General features: G+C 72.2%; 14 protein-coding genes, 3 tRNA genes and 1 pseudogene. 11 read left to right on the forward strand and 7 right to left on the reverse strand.

The genetic code is table 11. The features are described from left to right. The first annotated feature begins 67 nt into the window (after nt 1-67). From csrA to EDC50_RS02660, 3 genes are all read left to right on the forward strand, one after another. Nucleotides 68-274, forward strand: a complete 207-nt coding sequence (gene csrA, locus EDC50_RS02650; protein WP_123768910.1) for a carbon storage regulator CsrA — start codon at nt 68-70, stop codon at nt 272-274. Nucleotides 275-345: 71 nt separating this feature from the next. Then, a tRNA-Ser gene (locus EDC50_RS02655) sits at nt 346-438 on the forward strand. A gap of 212 nt (nt 439-650) precedes the next feature. Then, nucleotides 651-727: transfer RNA gene (locus tag EDC50_RS02660), tRNA-Arg, on the forward strand. 607 nt (nt 728-1334) lie between these two features. Here EDC50_RS02660 and EDC50_RS02665 read toward each other — a convergent pair. The 5 genes from EDC50_RS02665 to EDC50_RS02685 all read right to left on the reverse strand — a co-directional run bounded on the left by EDC50_RS02665 (nt 1335) and on the right by EDC50_RS02685 (nt 5824). Next, on the reverse strand, nt 1335-2183 hold the full coding sequence (locus EDC50_RS02665; protein ID WP_123768911.1) for an alpha/beta hydrolase family protein: 849 nt from the start codon (nt 2181-2183) through the stop codon (nt 1335-1337). Beyond that, nucleotides 2176-2988, reverse strand: coding sequence for a bifunctional hydroxymethylpyrimidine kinase/phosphomethylpyrimidine kinase (gene thiD / locus EDC50_RS02670; RefSeq protein ID WP_123768912.1), 813 nt, complete (start codon nt 2986-2988; stop codon nt 2176-2178). The genes EDC50_RS02665 and thiD overlap by 8 nt, the downstream gene beginning before the upstream one ends. 158 nt (nt 2989-3146) lie before the next feature. After that, nucleotides 3147-4544, reverse strand: a complete 1398-nt coding sequence (locus tag EDC50_RS02675; protein WP_123768913.1) for a PhoH family protein — start codon at nt 4542-4544, stop codon at nt 3147-3149. 124 nt (nt 4545-4668) lie between these two features. Continuing rightward, nucleotides 4669-5139 (reverse strand): peroxiredoxin, encoded by a 471-nt coding sequence (locus tag EDC50_RS02680; protein ID WP_123768914.1) that lies wholly within the window; start codon nt 5137-5139, stop codon nt 4669-4671. Between the two features lie 124 nt (nt 5140-5263). Further along, the gene (locus EDC50_RS02685) at nt 5264-5824 is read right to left on the reverse strand and encodes a glycine cleavage system transcriptional repressor (protein ID WP_123768915.1); all 561 of its coding nucleotides are present in this window, start codon (nt 5822-5824) and stop codon (nt 5264-5266) included. Nucleotides 5825-6018: 194 nt separating this feature from the next. On the opposite strand from EDC50_RS02685, the gene dapA reads away from it, so the two are divergent. Both dapA and EDC50_RS02695 read left to right on the forward strand, forming a co-directional pair. Continuing rightward, nucleotides 6019-6924: a 4-hydroxy-tetrahydrodipicolinate synthase gene (dapA, locus tag EDC50_RS02690; protein WP_123769608.1), complete on the forward strand. Its 906-nt coding sequence runs from the start codon at nt 6019-6021 to the stop codon at nt 6922-6924. Between the two features lie 16 nt (nt 6925-6940). Beyond that, complete coding sequence (locus tag EDC50_RS02695; RefSeq protein ID WP_123768916.1) at nt 6941-7441, forward strand: hypothetical protein; 501 nt, start codon at nt 6941-6943, stop codon at nt 7439-7441. 379 nt (nt 7442-7820) lie between these two features. Here EDC50_RS02695 and fdxA read toward each other — a convergent pair whose 3' ends face one another. Both fdxA and EDC50_RS02705 read right to left on the reverse strand, forming a co-directional pair. Continuing rightward, a complete protein-coding gene (gene fdxA / locus EDC50_RS02700) occupies nt 7821-8144 on the reverse strand; it encodes a ferredoxin FdxA (protein ID WP_123768917.1) in 324 nt (107 codons plus the stop codon). 171 nt (nt 8145-8315) lie between these two features. Continuing rightward, a tRNA-Glu gene (locus EDC50_RS02705) sits at nt 8316-8391 on the reverse strand. Nucleotides 8392-8548: 157 nt separating this feature from the next. Between EDC50_RS02705 and pcnB the strand changes: the two are divergent. The 6 genes and pseudogenes from pcnB to pgi form a co-directional block, all read left to right on the forward strand. Next, a pseudogene (gene pcnB, locus EDC50_RS02710) lies at nt 8549-9862 on the forward strand (polynucleotide adenylyltransferase PcnB); the annotation flags it as partial. Beyond that, nucleotides 9859-10377, forward strand: a complete 519-nt coding sequence (gene folK / locus EDC50_RS02715) for a 2-amino-4-hydroxy-6-hydroxymethyldihydropteridine diphosphokinase (protein WP_123768919.1) — start codon at nt 9859-9861, stop codon at nt 10375-10377. The pseudogene pcnB and the gene folK, both read left to right, overlap by 4 nt. A gap of 37 nt (nt 10378-10414) precedes the next feature. Next, the gene (gene panB / locus EDC50_RS02720; protein WP_123768920.1) at nt 10415-11233 is read left to right on the forward strand and encodes a 3-methyl-2-oxobutanoate hydroxymethyltransferase; all 819 of its coding nucleotides are present in this window, start codon (nt 10415-10417) and stop codon (nt 11231-11233) included. A gap of 25 nt (nt 11234-11258) precedes the next feature. Further along, a complete protein-coding gene (gene panC / locus EDC50_RS02725) occupies nt 11259-12110 on the forward strand; it encodes a pantoate--beta-alanine ligase (protein WP_123768921.1) in 852 nt (283 codons plus the stop codon). A gap of 174 nt (nt 12111-12284) precedes the next feature. Further along, the gene (panD, locus tag EDC50_RS02730; RefSeq protein ID WP_123768922.1) at nt 12285-12665 is read left to right on the forward strand and encodes an aspartate 1-decarboxylase; all 381 of its coding nucleotides are present in this window, start codon (nt 12285-12287) and stop codon (nt 12663-12665) included. 8 nt (nt 12666-12673) lie between these two features. Beyond that, nucleotides 12674-14185, forward strand: coding sequence for a glucose-6-phosphate isomerase (pgi, locus tag EDC50_RS02735; protein WP_123768923.1), 1512 nt, complete (start codon nt 12674-12676; stop codon nt 14183-14185). Nucleotides 14186-14608: the final 423 nt, after the last annotated feature.

Genomic DNA, 14608 nt, shown 5'->3' on the forward strand with positions numbered 1-14608 from the left:
CGAAAACCTCAGGCGCTCCCGGGAGCGTCCCCATGCCGGTTCCGTGGCCGGCCATAGGAGATGTTAGATGCTAATCCTGACGCGTCGCGTCGGTGAAACCCTGATGATCGGCGACTCGGTGACCGTCACCGTGCTCGGCGTCAAGGGCAACCAGGTGCGTATCGGAATCACCGCACCGAAAGATGTCGCTGTGCACCGCGAAGAGATCTATCAACGCATCCAGCGCGGCGAAGGCCCCGGCGAAGGCTCCAACAAGAACAACGCGGCCGGCTGACGAAGAGGAAATCGTTTGCCGTCGGCGACGCGAGCCATTATCCTGTGCGCCCGCGTCGCCAGCAGTTCCGCGGAGACTTGCCCGAGAGGCCGAAGGGGCTCCCCTGCTAAGGGAGTATGGGGCCAAAAGCTCCATCGAGGGTTCGAATCCCTCAGTCTCCGCCAGTTTCGCCGTGTCGCGTCCATTCCGATCCTCGCGAACCTCGCCTTGGCGCGGCAGCCGAAGGCAAAGGTCGTCCTCTTTCGGAGCGGGCGGGCGGATCGCCTCCGGGCGGCCGCGGCCGGCGGGCGCATGCGCAAGCAGGCGTCGCGGCAGGCGGGAAACCCCGGAAAATGTTTGACGAATCCGAAAGCACTCGTCATAATTTTCCAACTACGCGCCCGTAGCTCAGCTGGATAGAGCACCAGGCTACGAACTTGGTGGTCGGGAGTTCGAATCTCTCCGGGCGCGCCACTACACCGCAGAAGGCCGGCGAATGCAGATTCGCCGGCCTTTTGTTTTTTCCCGTACCTCGCTTCGCACGCCGGCGAGCCGTCGCATGGCGCCGCGTGTCGGTGCCCCGGTGGATCGGCGCGTCGCCCGCGCCGCATCGCGACGTCGTCGTGCATCGGCCGCCGCGGACGGCAAGCACGTCGCGCGGCGCAAGCGAAGCGGCCTCACGCAGGCGCTTCGCGGGACCGCGATCCGCGACGCGGCCGTCCACGGCCGCGCCATCTCGCACGCGGGCTCGCCCGGCGCGCCGGACGTGCGGCCGCATGCGTGCATCGGTCGCTCGAAGCCGTCGCTCCGGTTGCGCAGGTCCAGAGACGGGGAAGGGGCCCGCGCCTCCGCACGAGGTTCCATTGCGCTCCAGGCCCGCCGCTTCTCCGGCAACCGGGCGTCGTGCCCGCATGCGACGGAGACGAACAATGTGGAGCCAACGCCGGGGCGTCATGCCCGGATTGCCATGTCGTGCGCGCATCGAAGCGGCGCCCCGCCTGCGCTCGCGCTTGGCACCGTGGCAGCCGGCCGATCCGGTGCCGGGCGGGAGCCATGCGGCCCGCGCCGGCGGGCTTGCATTTCAGTCGAGCGGGTGCAGCAGCCGCTCGGCCACCGCCTGCGGCCGCCGCATCCATGCATAGTGGTCGGCGTGCGCGCCGAGTGCGGCGGCGTCGAGCGCATCGACGCGCTGCGGCGCGCGCGGCAACTTGGCCAGCAGGAAACGCAACGAGGATTCCGGCGCCAGCCAATCCTGGGCGAGGACGACCGCGTGTACCGGCGTCGCCACCTCGGCCAGCGCCGCTTCCAGGTCGCGCCGCAGCCCGGCGGCGGCGTAGCGGCCGGTCAGCCCGCTGCGGCTCCAGTCCCGGATCAAGCCGCGCGCTTCGCGCCCGCCGAAACCGATGCGGCGCCCGGGCAGGGCGCCGTTGCGTTCGGCCAGCCAGCGCAGCAGGCGATAGGCCAGCGGCAGCCACCAGCGCGTGCGCGGCGGGAACGCACGCCAGTACGGCGCGCCGCTTCCGACCAGCCACAGCGCCTGCGCCGCATCCGGCGCCAGCGCCCGCCGGCAGCAGGCCAGCTGGCCGCCGAGGCTGTGGCCGCCGGCGATGCGCGGCACGCCCGGCACCGCCCGTGCGACCAGCGCCTCGCTCGCCGGCAGATCGAGCTCGAGCAGTTCGCGGTAGCCCCAGTCGTGGCGCCGGTCCGCGCGCAGCCCGCTGGACCCGTGGCCGCGCCATTCGTGCACGAACACGGCCACGCCGCGCGCGGCCAGCGCCTCGGCGAACGGCAGGTAGTGGCGCGCGGCCACGCCCATCGCCGGCAGCCACAGCAGGCTCGCGCGCGGTCCGGGGGGAATCCGCGCGAGCAATCGCCAGCGATGGCCATCGGCGGCTTGCGCTTCGAGCTCGCGCGCGGCGATCTCAGCCATGCGGCGCCGCTCCGAAATGGTCCAGCACCGCGACGTCGCCGCGCCCCGGCCGGTAGCCGCCGCGCAGGGCCGCATGCACGTAGTCGGCCGCCGCGCGGCAACTGTCGGCCAGGCCCAGGCCGCGGCACAGGTTCGCGGCCACGGCGGAGGCGAGGGTGCAGCCGGTGCCGTGGCCTTCGACGTGCAGGCGCGGATGGGCGAAGGCCAGGACCTCGCCGCCGGCGGAGAACAGGTCGGTGACCTCGCCGCCGCCGGGCAGGTGGCCGCCCTTGAGCAGCACGCCGCGCGCGCCGAGCCGATGCAGGCCGGCCAGCGCGGCGCGCATCGCTTCGGCGTCCCCGATCGGCTCGCCGAGCAGCAGCGCCGCCTCCGGCAGGTTGGGCGTGATCAGCGTGGCGAGCGGGAGCAGGCGCCCGCGCAGCGCGTCGAGCGCGTCCGCGGCGAGCAGGCGGGCGCCCGACGTCGCCACCATCACCGGGTCGAGCACGACGTGCGCCGGGCGATGACGTTCCAGCGCCTCGGCGACGGCGGCGATCACCCGCGCATCGGCGAGCATGCCCAGCTTGACCGCGCCGATCGCGAAATCCTCGAAGCAGGCGTCGATCTGCGCGCGCAGGAAGCCGACGTCCGGCACGTGCACGGCGCTCACGCCGCGGGTGTGCTGCGCGGTCAACGCCGCGATCGCGGAGAGGCCGTGCACGCGGTGCGCGGCGAAGGTCTTGAGGTCGGCCTGGATGCCGGCGCCGCCGCCCGAGTCGGAGCCGGCGATGGTCAGGGCGCAAAGATCGGCGATGGGTTCGGTCATCGCCACAGTGTGCCTGCGGGAGGCCGCGCGCGCGAGCCGGGCCTATGCGCTTGCCCGGCAGGCGCGAACCCGTCGCACGCGCACGCAACGCGCGGCCCGCTGCGTCGCACGCGGGGCGAGTGCCCGCGCCGTCCGGGCGGCGCGGAATCGCGCGGCGCCTACAGCACCTCGGACGCGAAGTCGGCCAGGCGCGAGCGCTCGCCGCGGCGCAGGGTGACGTGCGCGCTGTGCTCCCAGCTCTTGAAGCGGTCCACCGCGTAGGTCAGGCCCGAGGTCGTCTCGGTGAGGTACGGCGTGTCGATCTGCTCGACGTTGCCCAGGCAGACGATCTTGGTGCCGGGGCCGGCGCGGGTGATCAGCGTCTTCATCTGCTTGGGCGTGAGGTTCTGCGCCTCGTCGAGGATCAGCCAGCGGTTGAGGAAGGTGCGCCCGCGCATGAAGTTCAGCGAGCGGATCTTGATCCGGCTGGCGAGCAGGTCGTTGGTCGCCGCGCGGCCCCAGCTGCCGCCTTCCTGGTTGTGCGTGAGCACCTCGAGGTTGTCGGTGAGCGCGCCCATCCACGGCGTCATCTTTTCTTCTTCGGTGCCGGGCAGGAAGCCGATGTCCTCGCCGACGCTGACCGTGGCGCGGGTCATGATGATCTCGCGGTAGCGCTGCTGGTCCATGGTCTGGGCCAGGCCGGCGGCCAGGGCGAGCAGGGTCTTGCCGGTGCCGGCGGTGCCGAGCAGGGTGACGAAGTCGATCTCCGGGTCCATCAGCGCGTTCAGCGCGAAGTTCTGCTCGCGGTTGCGCGCGCTGATGCCCCAGACCGCGTGCTGATGGTGGCGGTAGTCGTCGACGATCTGCAGCGTCACCTTGCTTTCGCCGATGCGCGCCACCTTGAGCTCGGACTCCTCGTCGCCCGGCAGGTACAGGAACTGGTTCGGGTGCCAGTCGTCGTCCTCGCGGCGGGCGATCTCGTAATAGGTGCGGCCCTTCTCGGTCCAGGACTTGAGGTCCTTGCCGTAGCGCTGCCAGAAGTCCTCCGGCAGCGCGGTGGCGCCGGTGTAGAGCAGGCTGAAGTCGTCCAGCGCGCGGTCGTTCTCGTAGTCCTCCGACACGATGCCGGCGATCGAGGCCTTGATCCGCAGGTTGATGTCCTTGGACACCAGCACCACCGGCACGGCCGGCTCGGCTTCCTTCAGCGCCAGCACCGCGCCGAGGATCTGGTTGTCGGGGATCACCGCACCGAAGCGCTTGCCGGAGTCGAAGTCGCGGGTCTGGAAGCGCAGCTTGCCGATGCTCTGCGCGCCGCGCAGCTGCAGGCCCTGCGGGCGGTTGAGGGCGATCCCGGAGTGGATCTTGTCGCTGCCCTCGGCCTCGATCAGCTCGTTGAGGAAGCGGCTGACCTGGCGCGCGTTGCGGCTGGCCTCGGAGGTGCCCTTCTTGGCATTGTCGAGCTCCTCGATCACCTGCATCGGCAGGTAGACGTCGTGTTCCTCGAACTTGAACAGCGCGGTCGGGTCGTGCATCAGGACGTTGGTGTCGAGCACGTAGATCCGCTTGCTTCTGGTCATCGACTGCTCCGATGCGGGGATGGAAAGGCGTGCGGCGCAGCCGCGCGCGGGGTGGGGAACGGGCACGGCAGCGCCGCCGTGGCCCGCGGGGCGGGACGGCGGCGGCGAGGGCGGGCGGGGTGGGTCACTGCGTCTGCGCGGCCTTGAGCGCGTCGAGCACGGCCTGGGCGTGGCCCGGCACCTTGACCGGGCGCCAGGCCTGGAAAACGACACCGTTCGGATCGATCAGGAAGGTGCTGCGCTCGATGCCGACGTACTCGCGGCCGTAGAGCTTCTTCGGCTTGATCACGCCGAAGGCATCGCACACCGCGCCGTCGCCGTCGCTGACCAGGTCGAACGCGAAGCCCTGCTTGGCGCAGAAGTTCTGGTGGCTCTTCAGCGAATCGCGCGAGACGCCGAGCACGGCCGCGCCGAGCTTCCTGAACTTCGGCAGCAGCGCATTGAAGTCCAGGCCTTCGGTGGTGCACCCGGGCGTGTTGTCCTTCGGATAGAAGTACAGCACCAGCCATCGGCCGCGGTAGTCCGACAACCGGGCGGTGGCGCCGCTGGACAGGGCCAGGGGCAGGTCGGGGATCTTGTCGCCTACGTCGAGCATGTTCGGGATTAGCGATCGGGGATCCGGGTTGGAGAGGAGTGCCCTTCGGTATTCGTCGCCGGGTGCCGGCTCACGAGGGGGCGCGCGCCGTTTTCCACGAATCCCGAGTCTCCGGTCCCGCCGTTCAGAACTTCATCGGGTCCATGATCGCGTCGAGGTTGAGGTGATCGCAGAACTCGAGGAAATCGTCGCGCAGCGCGGCGATGTGCATCGTCGCCGGCACGCCGATGGTGATCTGCGCCGAGAACATGTCCGCGCCGGTCTGCATCGCGCGGTAGCGCGAGCAGTGCAGCGATTCGATGGTGATGCCCTGGCGGTCGAAGAAGTCGGCGAGCTGGAACAGGATGCCGGGCTTGTCCGAGGCGACCACCTCGACCACGTACGGCAGCAGGTTCGATTGCAGGGGCTTGGGCCCGGTGCGGTACCAGACCAGCTTCAGGCCCTCCTCGCGCTCGAGACGGGTCAGCATCGCCTCCAGCTTGGCCACCGCGTCCCAGGAGCCGACCGCGAGCGCGGTCACCGAGACGTCGCGGCCCACCGTGGACAGGCGCGCGTCCACCAGGTTGCAGCCGGAATCGGCGATCCGCCGCGTCACCGCCAGCAGCGGCGACTCCGGATGCGTCGTATAGGCGTTGATCAGGAGGTAGTTTTCGTTCGGCGACGGCCGGGAAGCGGGATCAGTCAAGGCGGCGCCTGCTCGGGAGCTCGTGCTCGGATTTACTGAACGGCGGCCCGCGAACGGGCCGCGACCGATCGGCAGCATACTTGCCCGCGGTTTGCGCCCGCAAGTAACTTATGCGCAAGGGTACGGTCGTCCCCACCGCGAATCCCGTGCGCCCCGCGTGGGCGCAACCCACCTCCTTCCCGTTGGCTACCACCTTGCGACTTACTGGCAGCATCACCGCGCTGGCGACGCCGTTCGACGCGGCCGGCGAACTCGATCTGGACGCCTGGCGGCGCCTGCTGGCGCTGCAGCTCGAGGGCGGCACCGAAGCCCTGGTCGTGGCCGGCTCCACCGGCGAAGCCGCGGCCCTGCTCGAACCCGAGTTCGACACCCTGCTGCGCAGCGCGGTGGAGTACGTCGCCGGGCGCGTGCCGGTGCTGGTCGGCACCGGCCTGTCGAACACCGCCAAGACGGTGGAGCTGACCCGCCGCGCCGCCGCGCTCGGCGCCGACGCCGCGCTGGTGGTGACGCCGCCGTACGTGCGCCCGACCCAGGCCGGCCTGATCGCGCACTATCGCGCCATCGCCGACGACGGCGCGCTGCCGCTCGTGCTCTACAACGTGCCGGGCCGCACCGGCTGCGACCTGCTGCCGGACACCGTGGCCGAGCTGTGCCGCCACCCGCGCATCGTCGGCATCAAGGAGGCGCGCAACGAACCGGAGCGGATCGCGGCCCTGGTGGCGCTGCGCGACGGCGACTTCGCGGTGCTCAGCGGCGACGACCCGACCGCGTGCCGGGCGATGCTGGCCGGCGCCGACGGCGTGATCTCGGTGGCCTCGAACGTGCTGCCGCGCGCGTTCCGCCGCCTCGCCGACCTGGCGAGGGCCGGCGCGCGCGCGGAGGCCGAGGCCTGGGATGCGCGCATGCGCGTGGCCTACGATTTCCTCGGCATCGAGCCGAACCCGATCCCGGTGAAGGCGCTGCTGACCCGCCAGGGGATCGGCCATGGCTTGCGCCTGCCGCTGCTGCCGTTGTCGGCGGCCCATGCCGACACCGCCGCCTCGATCGCCGCATTGGCGAGCGAGCTCGAACACGCCTGCCGCGACGCGGTCGCGGCCTGACCCGCAGGAGAACCCCATGCGTCATTCCGTTTCGCCGTTCCGCGCCGCCGTGACCGTTCTGCTGCTGGCCGGCGTCGTCGCCGGCAGCGGTTGCAGCTGGTTCCGCAAGGGCAACAAGCTCTACGCGGAAAGCCCGGAGATGCGTCCGCTGGAAGTGCCGCCGGACCTCGACCGGCCGACGACTTCCGGCGCGGTCGACGTGCCGGCGCCGCGTGCGGGCGCCCAAGGCGGCGCGGCTGCCGGCGCCGCCGGTTTCGCCGTCGCCGGCAGCCGCGAGGAGGTGTTCGCCAAGGTCGGCGAAGCGCTGGCGGCCGTGGAGGGCGCCACCGTCTCCAGCCGCGCCGAGGCGCTCGGCGTCTACGACGTCAACTACCGGGGCAGCAACTTCCTGGTGCGCGTGAGCGCGACCGACGGCGGCGCGCAGGTGTCCGCGGTGGATCCGCGCGGCCAGCCGGCCGCGGGCGACGCGCCGAAGCAACTGATCGACGCGTTGCGCACCGCGCTGGGCGGACGCTGAGACGAGGCCCGTGCGCGGGGATTCCGCGCCCGGACGCGACGGAACGGGCGCTTCGGCGCCCGTTTTCCGTTTCGGGGCGGGGCGTAGACGGCGGCGGCCGCAGCCTTCGCTTCGGGACGTGGCGCATCGCGGGCTCGTGCGCGGCCCACGTCGGCCGATCGCCGGCCGATCATCTGCATGTCCCGCACGCTGCGGCCGGCTGCCCGCGGCGCTGACGGTGATGCAATCCTGCACGCCGCGAGCGGGGCCATCCCGCGAAGCGCGGCCGTTCGGGCCTTGCCGTTCGGACGGGAAGAACGCCGCGTCCGGTCATGCCCGGCCGGGGCGGATGCCCAGGCGCGAGCGGAACCGCCGGCGCCCCAGCCGCCGGCAGGCGCCGTCAGCGCTCGAGCAGGTCGAGCTTGCCCGGCTTGCCTTCCCATTCCTTGGCGTCGGGCAGGGGATCCTTGCGCGCGGTGATCACCGGCCATGCTTTCGCCAGCTCGGCATTGAGCGCGACGAACGCTTCCTGCCCGGCCGGCACGTCGTCCTCGGGATAGATCGCGTTGATCGGGCACTCCGGCTCGCACAGCGTGCAGTCGATGCACTCGTCCGGGTCGATCACCAGGAAGTTCGGGCCTTCGTGGAAACAGTCGACCGGGCACACCTCGACGCAGTCGGTGTACTTGCACTTGATGCAGTTCTCGGTGACGACGAAGGGCATGGGCGATGATCCGTGGTGAAGACGCGGCGGCGCCGCGCGGCAAGTGTAGCCACTCGCGGCCGCGCGCCCCAATGCGGCGCGCGGCCGCCAATGCAGAAGGCCCGCGCATCGCTGCGCGGGCCTTCGGTTGGGTCGGGCCGCGGTGCGGACCGTGCGAGCGACTCGCGAGTATGGCGCTCCCTACGGGATTCGAACCCGTGTTTTAGCCTTGAGAGGGCCACGTCCTAGGCCTCTAGACGAAGGGAGCGGTGAAGCGTTTGAACCCCGCGCCGGCTCTCAACGCGACGCGGCTTGCTAGTATATGTGGCCTCCCATGGCCTCGGCAATGGGCTCCTTCCCTTCAGGAACGCGGCCACGCCCGCTCGATGCAAGCCCAGACCCCCAGTTCCCCCCTGTCCGCCTCGCTGCGGATCATCCCGCGCGACCAGCACACCGTCTCGCGCCGCGACATCAGCCCCAATGCGCTGCGGGTGCTCTACCGCCTGCGCGAGAACGGCTTCGGCGCCTATCTGGTCGGCGGCGCGGTGCGCGACCTGCTGATCGGCGGCCACCCGAAGGATTTCGACGTCGCCACCGACGCCACGCCGGAGCAGGTCAAGGCGCTGTTCCGCAACTGCCGCCTGATCGGCCGCCGCTTCCGCCTGGCCCACGTGGTGTACGGCCGCGAGATCATCGAGGTCGCCACGTTCCGCGCCAACCGCGACGACGGCAGCGGCGAGCGCGAGATCCACGACGGCGGCCTGCTGCTGCGCGACAACGTCTACGGCACGATCGAGGAGGACGCGGTGCGCCGCGACTTCACCGCCAACGCGCTGTACTACGCGATCGAGGACTTCTCGGTGCGCGACTACGTCGGCGGCTTCGAGGACGTGCAGAACCGGGTGCTGCGCCTGATCGGCGACCCGGAGACGCGCTACCGCGAAGACCCGGTGCGGATGCTGCGCGCGGTACGGCTGGCGGCGAAGCTCGGCTTCACCATCGAGCCTTCGACCGCGGCGCCGATCCCGCACCTGGCCAAGCTGCTGGCCGAGGCGGCGCCGGCGCGGCTGTTCGAGGAGTGCCTGAAGCTGTTCCTGTCCGGCCATGCCGAGCAGAGCTTCCTCGGCCTCGAGCGGCATGGCCTGCTGCCGGTGCTGTTGCCGGAGTCCGCCGCGGCGCTCGCCGCCAACCGCAGCGGCGCGCTGCGGCGCATGCTGCTGCAGGGGCTGCGCAACACCGACGCGCGCGTGGCCGCGGACGAGCCGGTGTCGCCCTCGTTCCTGTTCGCGCTGCTGCTGTGGCCGGCCTACTGCCGCAGCCTGATCGCGCTGCAGAACCAGGGCGTGCACGCCGCCGAGGCGCAGCGCCGCGCCGCCGACCGGGTCACCGTGCACCAGCTCGAGACCATCGCCCTGCCGCGCCGCTTCTCGCTGCCGATGCAGGAAATCTGGCTGCTGCAGCCGCGCTTCGCCCAGCGCCAGCGCAAGCGCGTGTTCCGCCTGCTCGCGCATCCGCGCTTCCGCGCCGCCTTCGACTTCCTCGCCCTGCGCCTGGTCGCGTCGGAGGAGCATGCCGCCGACGTGGCGTTCTGGCGCGAGGCGCAGGAGAAGCCGGGCGAGACGCTGGCGGCGCAGCTGGACGCGCAACAACAGCGCAGCGACGACGGCGGCGAGGAGGGCGAGGCGCCGCGCAAGCGCCGGCGCCGCCGGCGCAAGCCGGCCGCCGCCCAGGGCGAATGAGCGCGATCGCCTACGTCGGCCTGGGCAGCAACCTCGGCGACAGCGCCACGATCCTGCGCGGCGCGTTCGCGGCGCTCGCCGCGCTCGAGCGCACCCGCCTGGTGCGCGCCTCCGGCCTGTACCGCACGCCGGCCTGGGGCCTGACCGCGCAGCCGGACTTCCTCAACGCCGCGGCGATGCTGGAAACGGAACTGGCGCCGCCGGTGCTGCTGCAGGCGTTGCTGGCGATCGAACGCGGGGCCGGGCGCGTGCGCCGTGCCGACGGGGGCGACCGCTGGGGCCCGCGCACGCTCGACCTCGACCTGCTGCTGTACGGCCAGGCACGCATCGACGAGCCCGGGTTGCGCGTGCCGCATCCGCATCTGCACGAGCGCGCGTTCGCGCTGGTGCCGTTGCTGGAGATCGCGCCCGACGTCGTCATTCCCGGGGTCGGCCCCGGCCGCGGCGCGCTGGCGAGGATGGAAACCGCCGACGTGCAGGCGGTAACGTATGCCGCTCCCCCCGCCGACGCCTGACGCCGCCGTACCGCGTCCGAGGCGCATCCGAGGTCCCATGTACAGCGGAACTCCCGACGACAAGCCCTGGACCGTGCCGGCCCTGCTCGAGGCCAAGCGCGCCGGCCGCAAGCTGGCGATGCTGACCTGCTACGACGCCGGCTTCGCCCGCGCCTTCGACGCCGCCGGCATCGACCTGATCCTGGTCGGGGACTCGCTCGGCATGGTGGTGCAGGGCCGCGACAGCACGCTGCCGGTCACCGTCGCCGACATGGCCTACCACACCGCCTGCGTCGCGCGCGGGCTGCGCCGCGCGCTGCTGCTGGCCGACCTGCCGTTCCAGGCCGACGCCACGCCGGAGCGCGCGCTCGACGCCTCGACCGCGCTGCTGCAGGCCGGCGCGGCGATGGTCAAGCTGGAAGGCGCGGGGCCCAAGCTGGAGACGATCCGCTTCCTCGCCGAACGCGAGATCCCGGTGTGCGCGCACCTGGGGTTGACCCCGCAGTCGGTGCTGCGGCTGGGCGGCTACAAGGTGCAGGGACGCGAGGAGGCCGCCGCCGCCAAGCTGCGCGCGGACGCGCGCGCGGTCGCCGAGGCCGGGGCGTCGCTGCTGGTGCTGGAGTGCGTGCCGGGCGCGCTCGCCGCGGCGATCACCGCCGACCTGCCGATCCCCACCATCGGCATCGGCGCCGGCCCGCACTGCGACGGCCAGGTGCTGGTGCTGCACGACATGCTCGGCCTGAACACCGGCCACCGCCGGCCGCGCTTCGTCAAGGATTTCCTCGCCGAGGGCGGCTCCGTCGCCGGCGCCGCCCGCGCCTACGCCGAGGCGGTGCGCGAAGGGCGCTTCCCCGATGCCGCGCACTCGTACGAGTGAGCGAGTCGCCAACACACACCATCCCATGCTCGAAACGATCACCGACCTCTCCGCGCTGCGCGCGCGCATCGACGGCTGGAGGCGCGCCGGCCTGCGCGTCGGCTTCGTGCCGACCATGGGCAATCTGCACGACGGGCACTACTCGCTGGTGCGGCTGGCGCGCGAGCGCGCCGATCGCGTGGTCGCCAGCGTGTTCGTCAATCCGACCCAGTTCGGCCCGAACGAGGACTTCGCCCGGTATCCGCGCACGCCCGAGGCCGACGCGCGCGGCCTGGACGCGGCCGGCTGCGACCTGCTGTGGCTGCCGTCGGTGGAGACGATGTATCCGTACGGCGTCGAGTCCACGGTGCGCGTGCGCGTTCCGGGGGTGACCGAGGTGCTCGAGGGCGCGCACCGGCCCGGCCATTTCGACGGCGTCGCCACCGTGGTCGCGCGCCTGCTCAACCAGGTGCGGCCGGACGTGGCGGTGTTCGGGCGCAAGGACTACCAGCAGCTGGCGGTGGTGCGCTACCTGGTGCGCGACCTGGCGTTCCCGGTCGAGCTGCTCGGGGCGCAGATCGTGCGCGAGGCCGACGGCCTGGCGATGAGCTCGCGCAACCAGTACCTCTCGGCCGAGGAGCGCCCGCGCGCGGCCGAGATCCACCGCTGCCTGCAGGCGATGCGCGAGGCGGTGCTGGCGGGCGCGCCGCGCGCGCAGGTCGAGGACGAGGCGCTGCGGCGCCTGGCCGCGGCGGGGTTCGAGCCCGACTACGCGGTGGTGCGCCGCGACGATCTCACCGAGCCCGCCGACGGCGAGCCGGGCGCGCGCGTGGCGCTCGTCGCCGCGCGGCTCGGCCGCACCCGGCTGATCGACAACCTCGAGTTCGCGGTGGGCTGAACCGACGCCAGGGGCCGCCGTCACCGCCACCGCAGGACGGCCGATGGGAGCGGTTCCACGGCATTGATACCGCGCCAGGCGCCCCAATCCACGCCATACCCGCCCATGTTGCGCCGCGCCATGCGCTGCTAGACTTGCACGACTCGCAGCCCGCCGCGCGGCCGGAGCCTCCCCATGCAACTGAACGTCCTCAAGGCCAAGATCCATCGCGCCACCGTGACCCATGCCGAGCTGCACTACGAGGGCTCGTGCGCGATCGACGGGCGCCTGCTCGACATCTCCGGCATCCGCGAGTACGAGCAGATCCACATCTACAACGTCAACAACGGCGCCCGCTTCGTCACCTATGCGATCCGCGGCGAGGAAGGCAGCGGCGTGATCTCGGTCAACGGCGCCGCCGCGCACTGCGCGCAGCCGGGCGACCTGGTGATCATCTGCGCCTACGGCGTGTGCGACGAGGCCGAGGCGGCCAAGCACAAGCCGACCCTGGTCTACGTGGACCGCCACAACGCGCTGACCCATACCAACCGTTCGATGCCGGCCCAGGCCGCCTGAACCGACCGATGAGCCCCGACGCCCGTCTGAGCACGATCCGCGCCCAGGCCGGGCGCCTCGCCGACACCTCCCTGCAGGCGCTGCTCGCCGCCGATCCGGCGCGGGCGCGGGATTTCGCCCTGCAGGTCGGGCCGATCTACGCCAACTTCGCCCGCCAGCGCTACGACCGCGAGGCGCTGGCGGCGCTGTTCGCGCTGGCCGAACGGGCCGGCGCCCACGAGCGCCTGCGCGCGCTGTTCGACGGCGAGAAGATCAACCTGACCGAGGGGCGCTCGGTGCTGCACACCGCGCTGCGCAGCGACCTGTCGGCCGCGCCGGTCGCGCGCGAAGCGCACGCGCAGGCGCTGCAGGCGCGCACGCGGATGCGCGCGCTGGCGGGCGCGCTGACGGCGAGCGACATCACCGACGTCGTGAGCGTGGGCATCGGCGGTTCCGACCTCGGCCCGCGCCTGGCAGTGGACGCGCTGCGCGCGCCGCAGCCGGGCCGGCTGCGCGTGCATTTCCTGTCGAACGTCGACGGCCACGCCGCGCAGCGGGTGCTCGCCGGGCTGGATCCGCGCCGCACCGCCGCGGTGCTGATCTCGAAGACCTTCGGCACCCAGGAGACGCTGCTCAACGGCGCGATCCTGCGCGACTGGCTGGGCGGCACCGAGCGCCTGTACGCGGTTTCGGCCAACGTGCAGCGCGCGGCGGAGAGCTTCGCGATCCCGCCCGAGCGCATCCTGCCGATGTGGGACTGGGTCGGCGGCCGCTACTCGCTGTGGTCGGCGGTCGGCTTCCCGGTCGCGCTGGCGCTCGGCATGGACGCGTTCGAGGCGATGCTGGCCGGCGCGGCGGAGATGGACGCGCACGTGCTGCGCACGCCGCTGCCGCAGAACCTCGCCGCCTGGCATGCGTTGACCGCGGTCTGGAACCGCAACGGCCTCGGCTACGCCACCCAGGCCGTGCACGCCTACGACGAGCGCCTGAAGCTGCTGTCGAACTACCTGCAGCAGCTGGTGATGGAAAGCCTGGGCAAGTCGGTGCGCACCGACGGCACGCCGGTCGACGTCGAGACCGTGCCGGTGTGGTGGGGCGGCGCCGGCACCGATACCCAGCACAGCTTCTTCCAGGCGCTGCACCAGGGCACTTCGATCGTGCCGTCCGACTTCATCGGCGTGGTTCGCAACGATTCGCCCTACGTCGACAACCACCGCGCGCTGCATGCCAACCTGCTGGCGCAGACCGAGGCCTTCGCCCACGGCCAGGCCAGCGACGACCCGCACCGCGCCTACGCCGGCAACCGCCCGAGCACCACGATCCTGCTCGACGCCCTGACCCCGCGCTCGTTCGGTGCGCTGCTGGCGCTGTACGAGCACAGCGTCTACCTGCAGTCGGTGGTCTGGGGCATCAACGCCTTCGACCAGTTCGGGGTCGAGCTCGGCAAGCAGGTCGCCAACCGCCTGCTGCCGGCGCTGGCGGGGCAGGCCGAGGCGGACGATCCGGTCACGCGCGAGCTGCTGCTGCGTTTGCGCGGGTAGTCCCGTTCCGCCGCGACGGTCTTGCGAGGTTCGGCGCGGAAAGCGGCCGGGTGCGGTACGCGGTCGAGCGGCCGTGCCGCCGTTCGGGTGTGCTGCCCCCGGGGTGAGTGAGCGCCTGTCGCGTCGGCGGCTGCGATTGCCGGGGCATGCCACTGCCTGCGCAGCGGCGGGGCCCGTTCTCGGCCCGCGCTCGGCCTGACGGCGGCATCGCTCTTCCCTCGGTCGGGCATCCTGCTCCCGACTCGGGCGCCGGCCATCCGTGGCCGGCTTGCCGCGATGCCGCCGCCCGTCCGGCCGCTCGGATGGGGCGCCGCCGGTCGGGAGAAGCGCGAAGCGGGATTCCGGACAGCGTGCGTGGAGGCGGAGCCGAGCCGCCGGTTTGCCTGCAGGGGCGAAGGCGCGGATAGCCGGCCGCGGTGGCGC

The organism is Vulcaniibacterium tengchongense (assembly GCF_003814555.1).
Taxonomy (GTDB): Bacteria; Pseudomonadota; Gammaproteobacteria; order Xanthomonadales; family Xanthomonadaceae; genus Vulcaniibacterium; species Vulcaniibacterium tengchongense.

Bases quoted from the DNA above. Each gene is read 5' to 3' on its own strand.
- EDC50_RS02675 (WP_123768913.1), bottom strand. From the start codon at position 4,544: ATGACCAGAAGCAAGCGGATCTACGTGCTCGACACCAACGTCCTGATG.
- csrA (WP_123768910.1), top strand. From the start codon at position 68: ATGCTAATCCTGACGCGTCGCGTCGGTGAAACCCTGATGATCGGCGAC.
- EDC50_RS02680 (WP_123768914.1), bottom strand. From the start codon at position 5,139: ATGCTCGACGTAGGCGACAAGATCCCCGACCTGCCCCTGGCCCTGTCC.
- fdxA (WP_123768917.1), bottom strand. From the start codon at position 8,144: ATGCCCTTCGTCGTCACCGAGAACTGCATCAAGTGCAAGTACACCGAC.
- panC (WP_123768921.1), top strand. From the start codon at position 11,259: ATGCTCGAAACGATCACCGACCTCTCCGCGCTGCGCGCGCGCATCGAC.
- thiD (WP_123768912.1), bottom strand. From the start codon at position 2,988: ATGACCGAACCCATCGCCGATCTTTGCGCCCTGACCATCGCCGGCTCC.
- EDC50_RS02695 (WP_123768916.1), top strand. From the start codon at position 6,941: ATGCGTCATTCCGTTTCGCCGTTCCGCGCCGCCGTGACCGTTCTGCTG.
- pgi (WP_123768923.1), top strand. From the start codon at position 12,674: ATGAGCCCCGACGCCCGTCTGAGCACGATCCGCGCCCAGGCCGGGCGC.
- folK (WP_123768919.1), top strand. From the start codon at position 9,859: ATGAGCGCGATCGCCTACGTCGGCCTGGGCAGCAACCTCGGCGACAGC.
- EDC50_RS02665 (WP_123768911.1), bottom strand. From the start codon at position 2,183: ATGGCTGAGATCGCCGCGCGCGAGCTCGAAGCGCAAGCCGCCGATGGC.
- panB (WP_123768920.1), top strand. From the start codon at position 10,415: ATGTACAGCGGAACTCCCGACGACAAGCCCTGGACCGTGCCGGCCCTG.
- panD (WP_123768922.1), top strand. From the start codon at position 12,285: ATGCAACTGAACGTCCTCAAGGCCAAGATCCATCGCGCCACCGTGACC.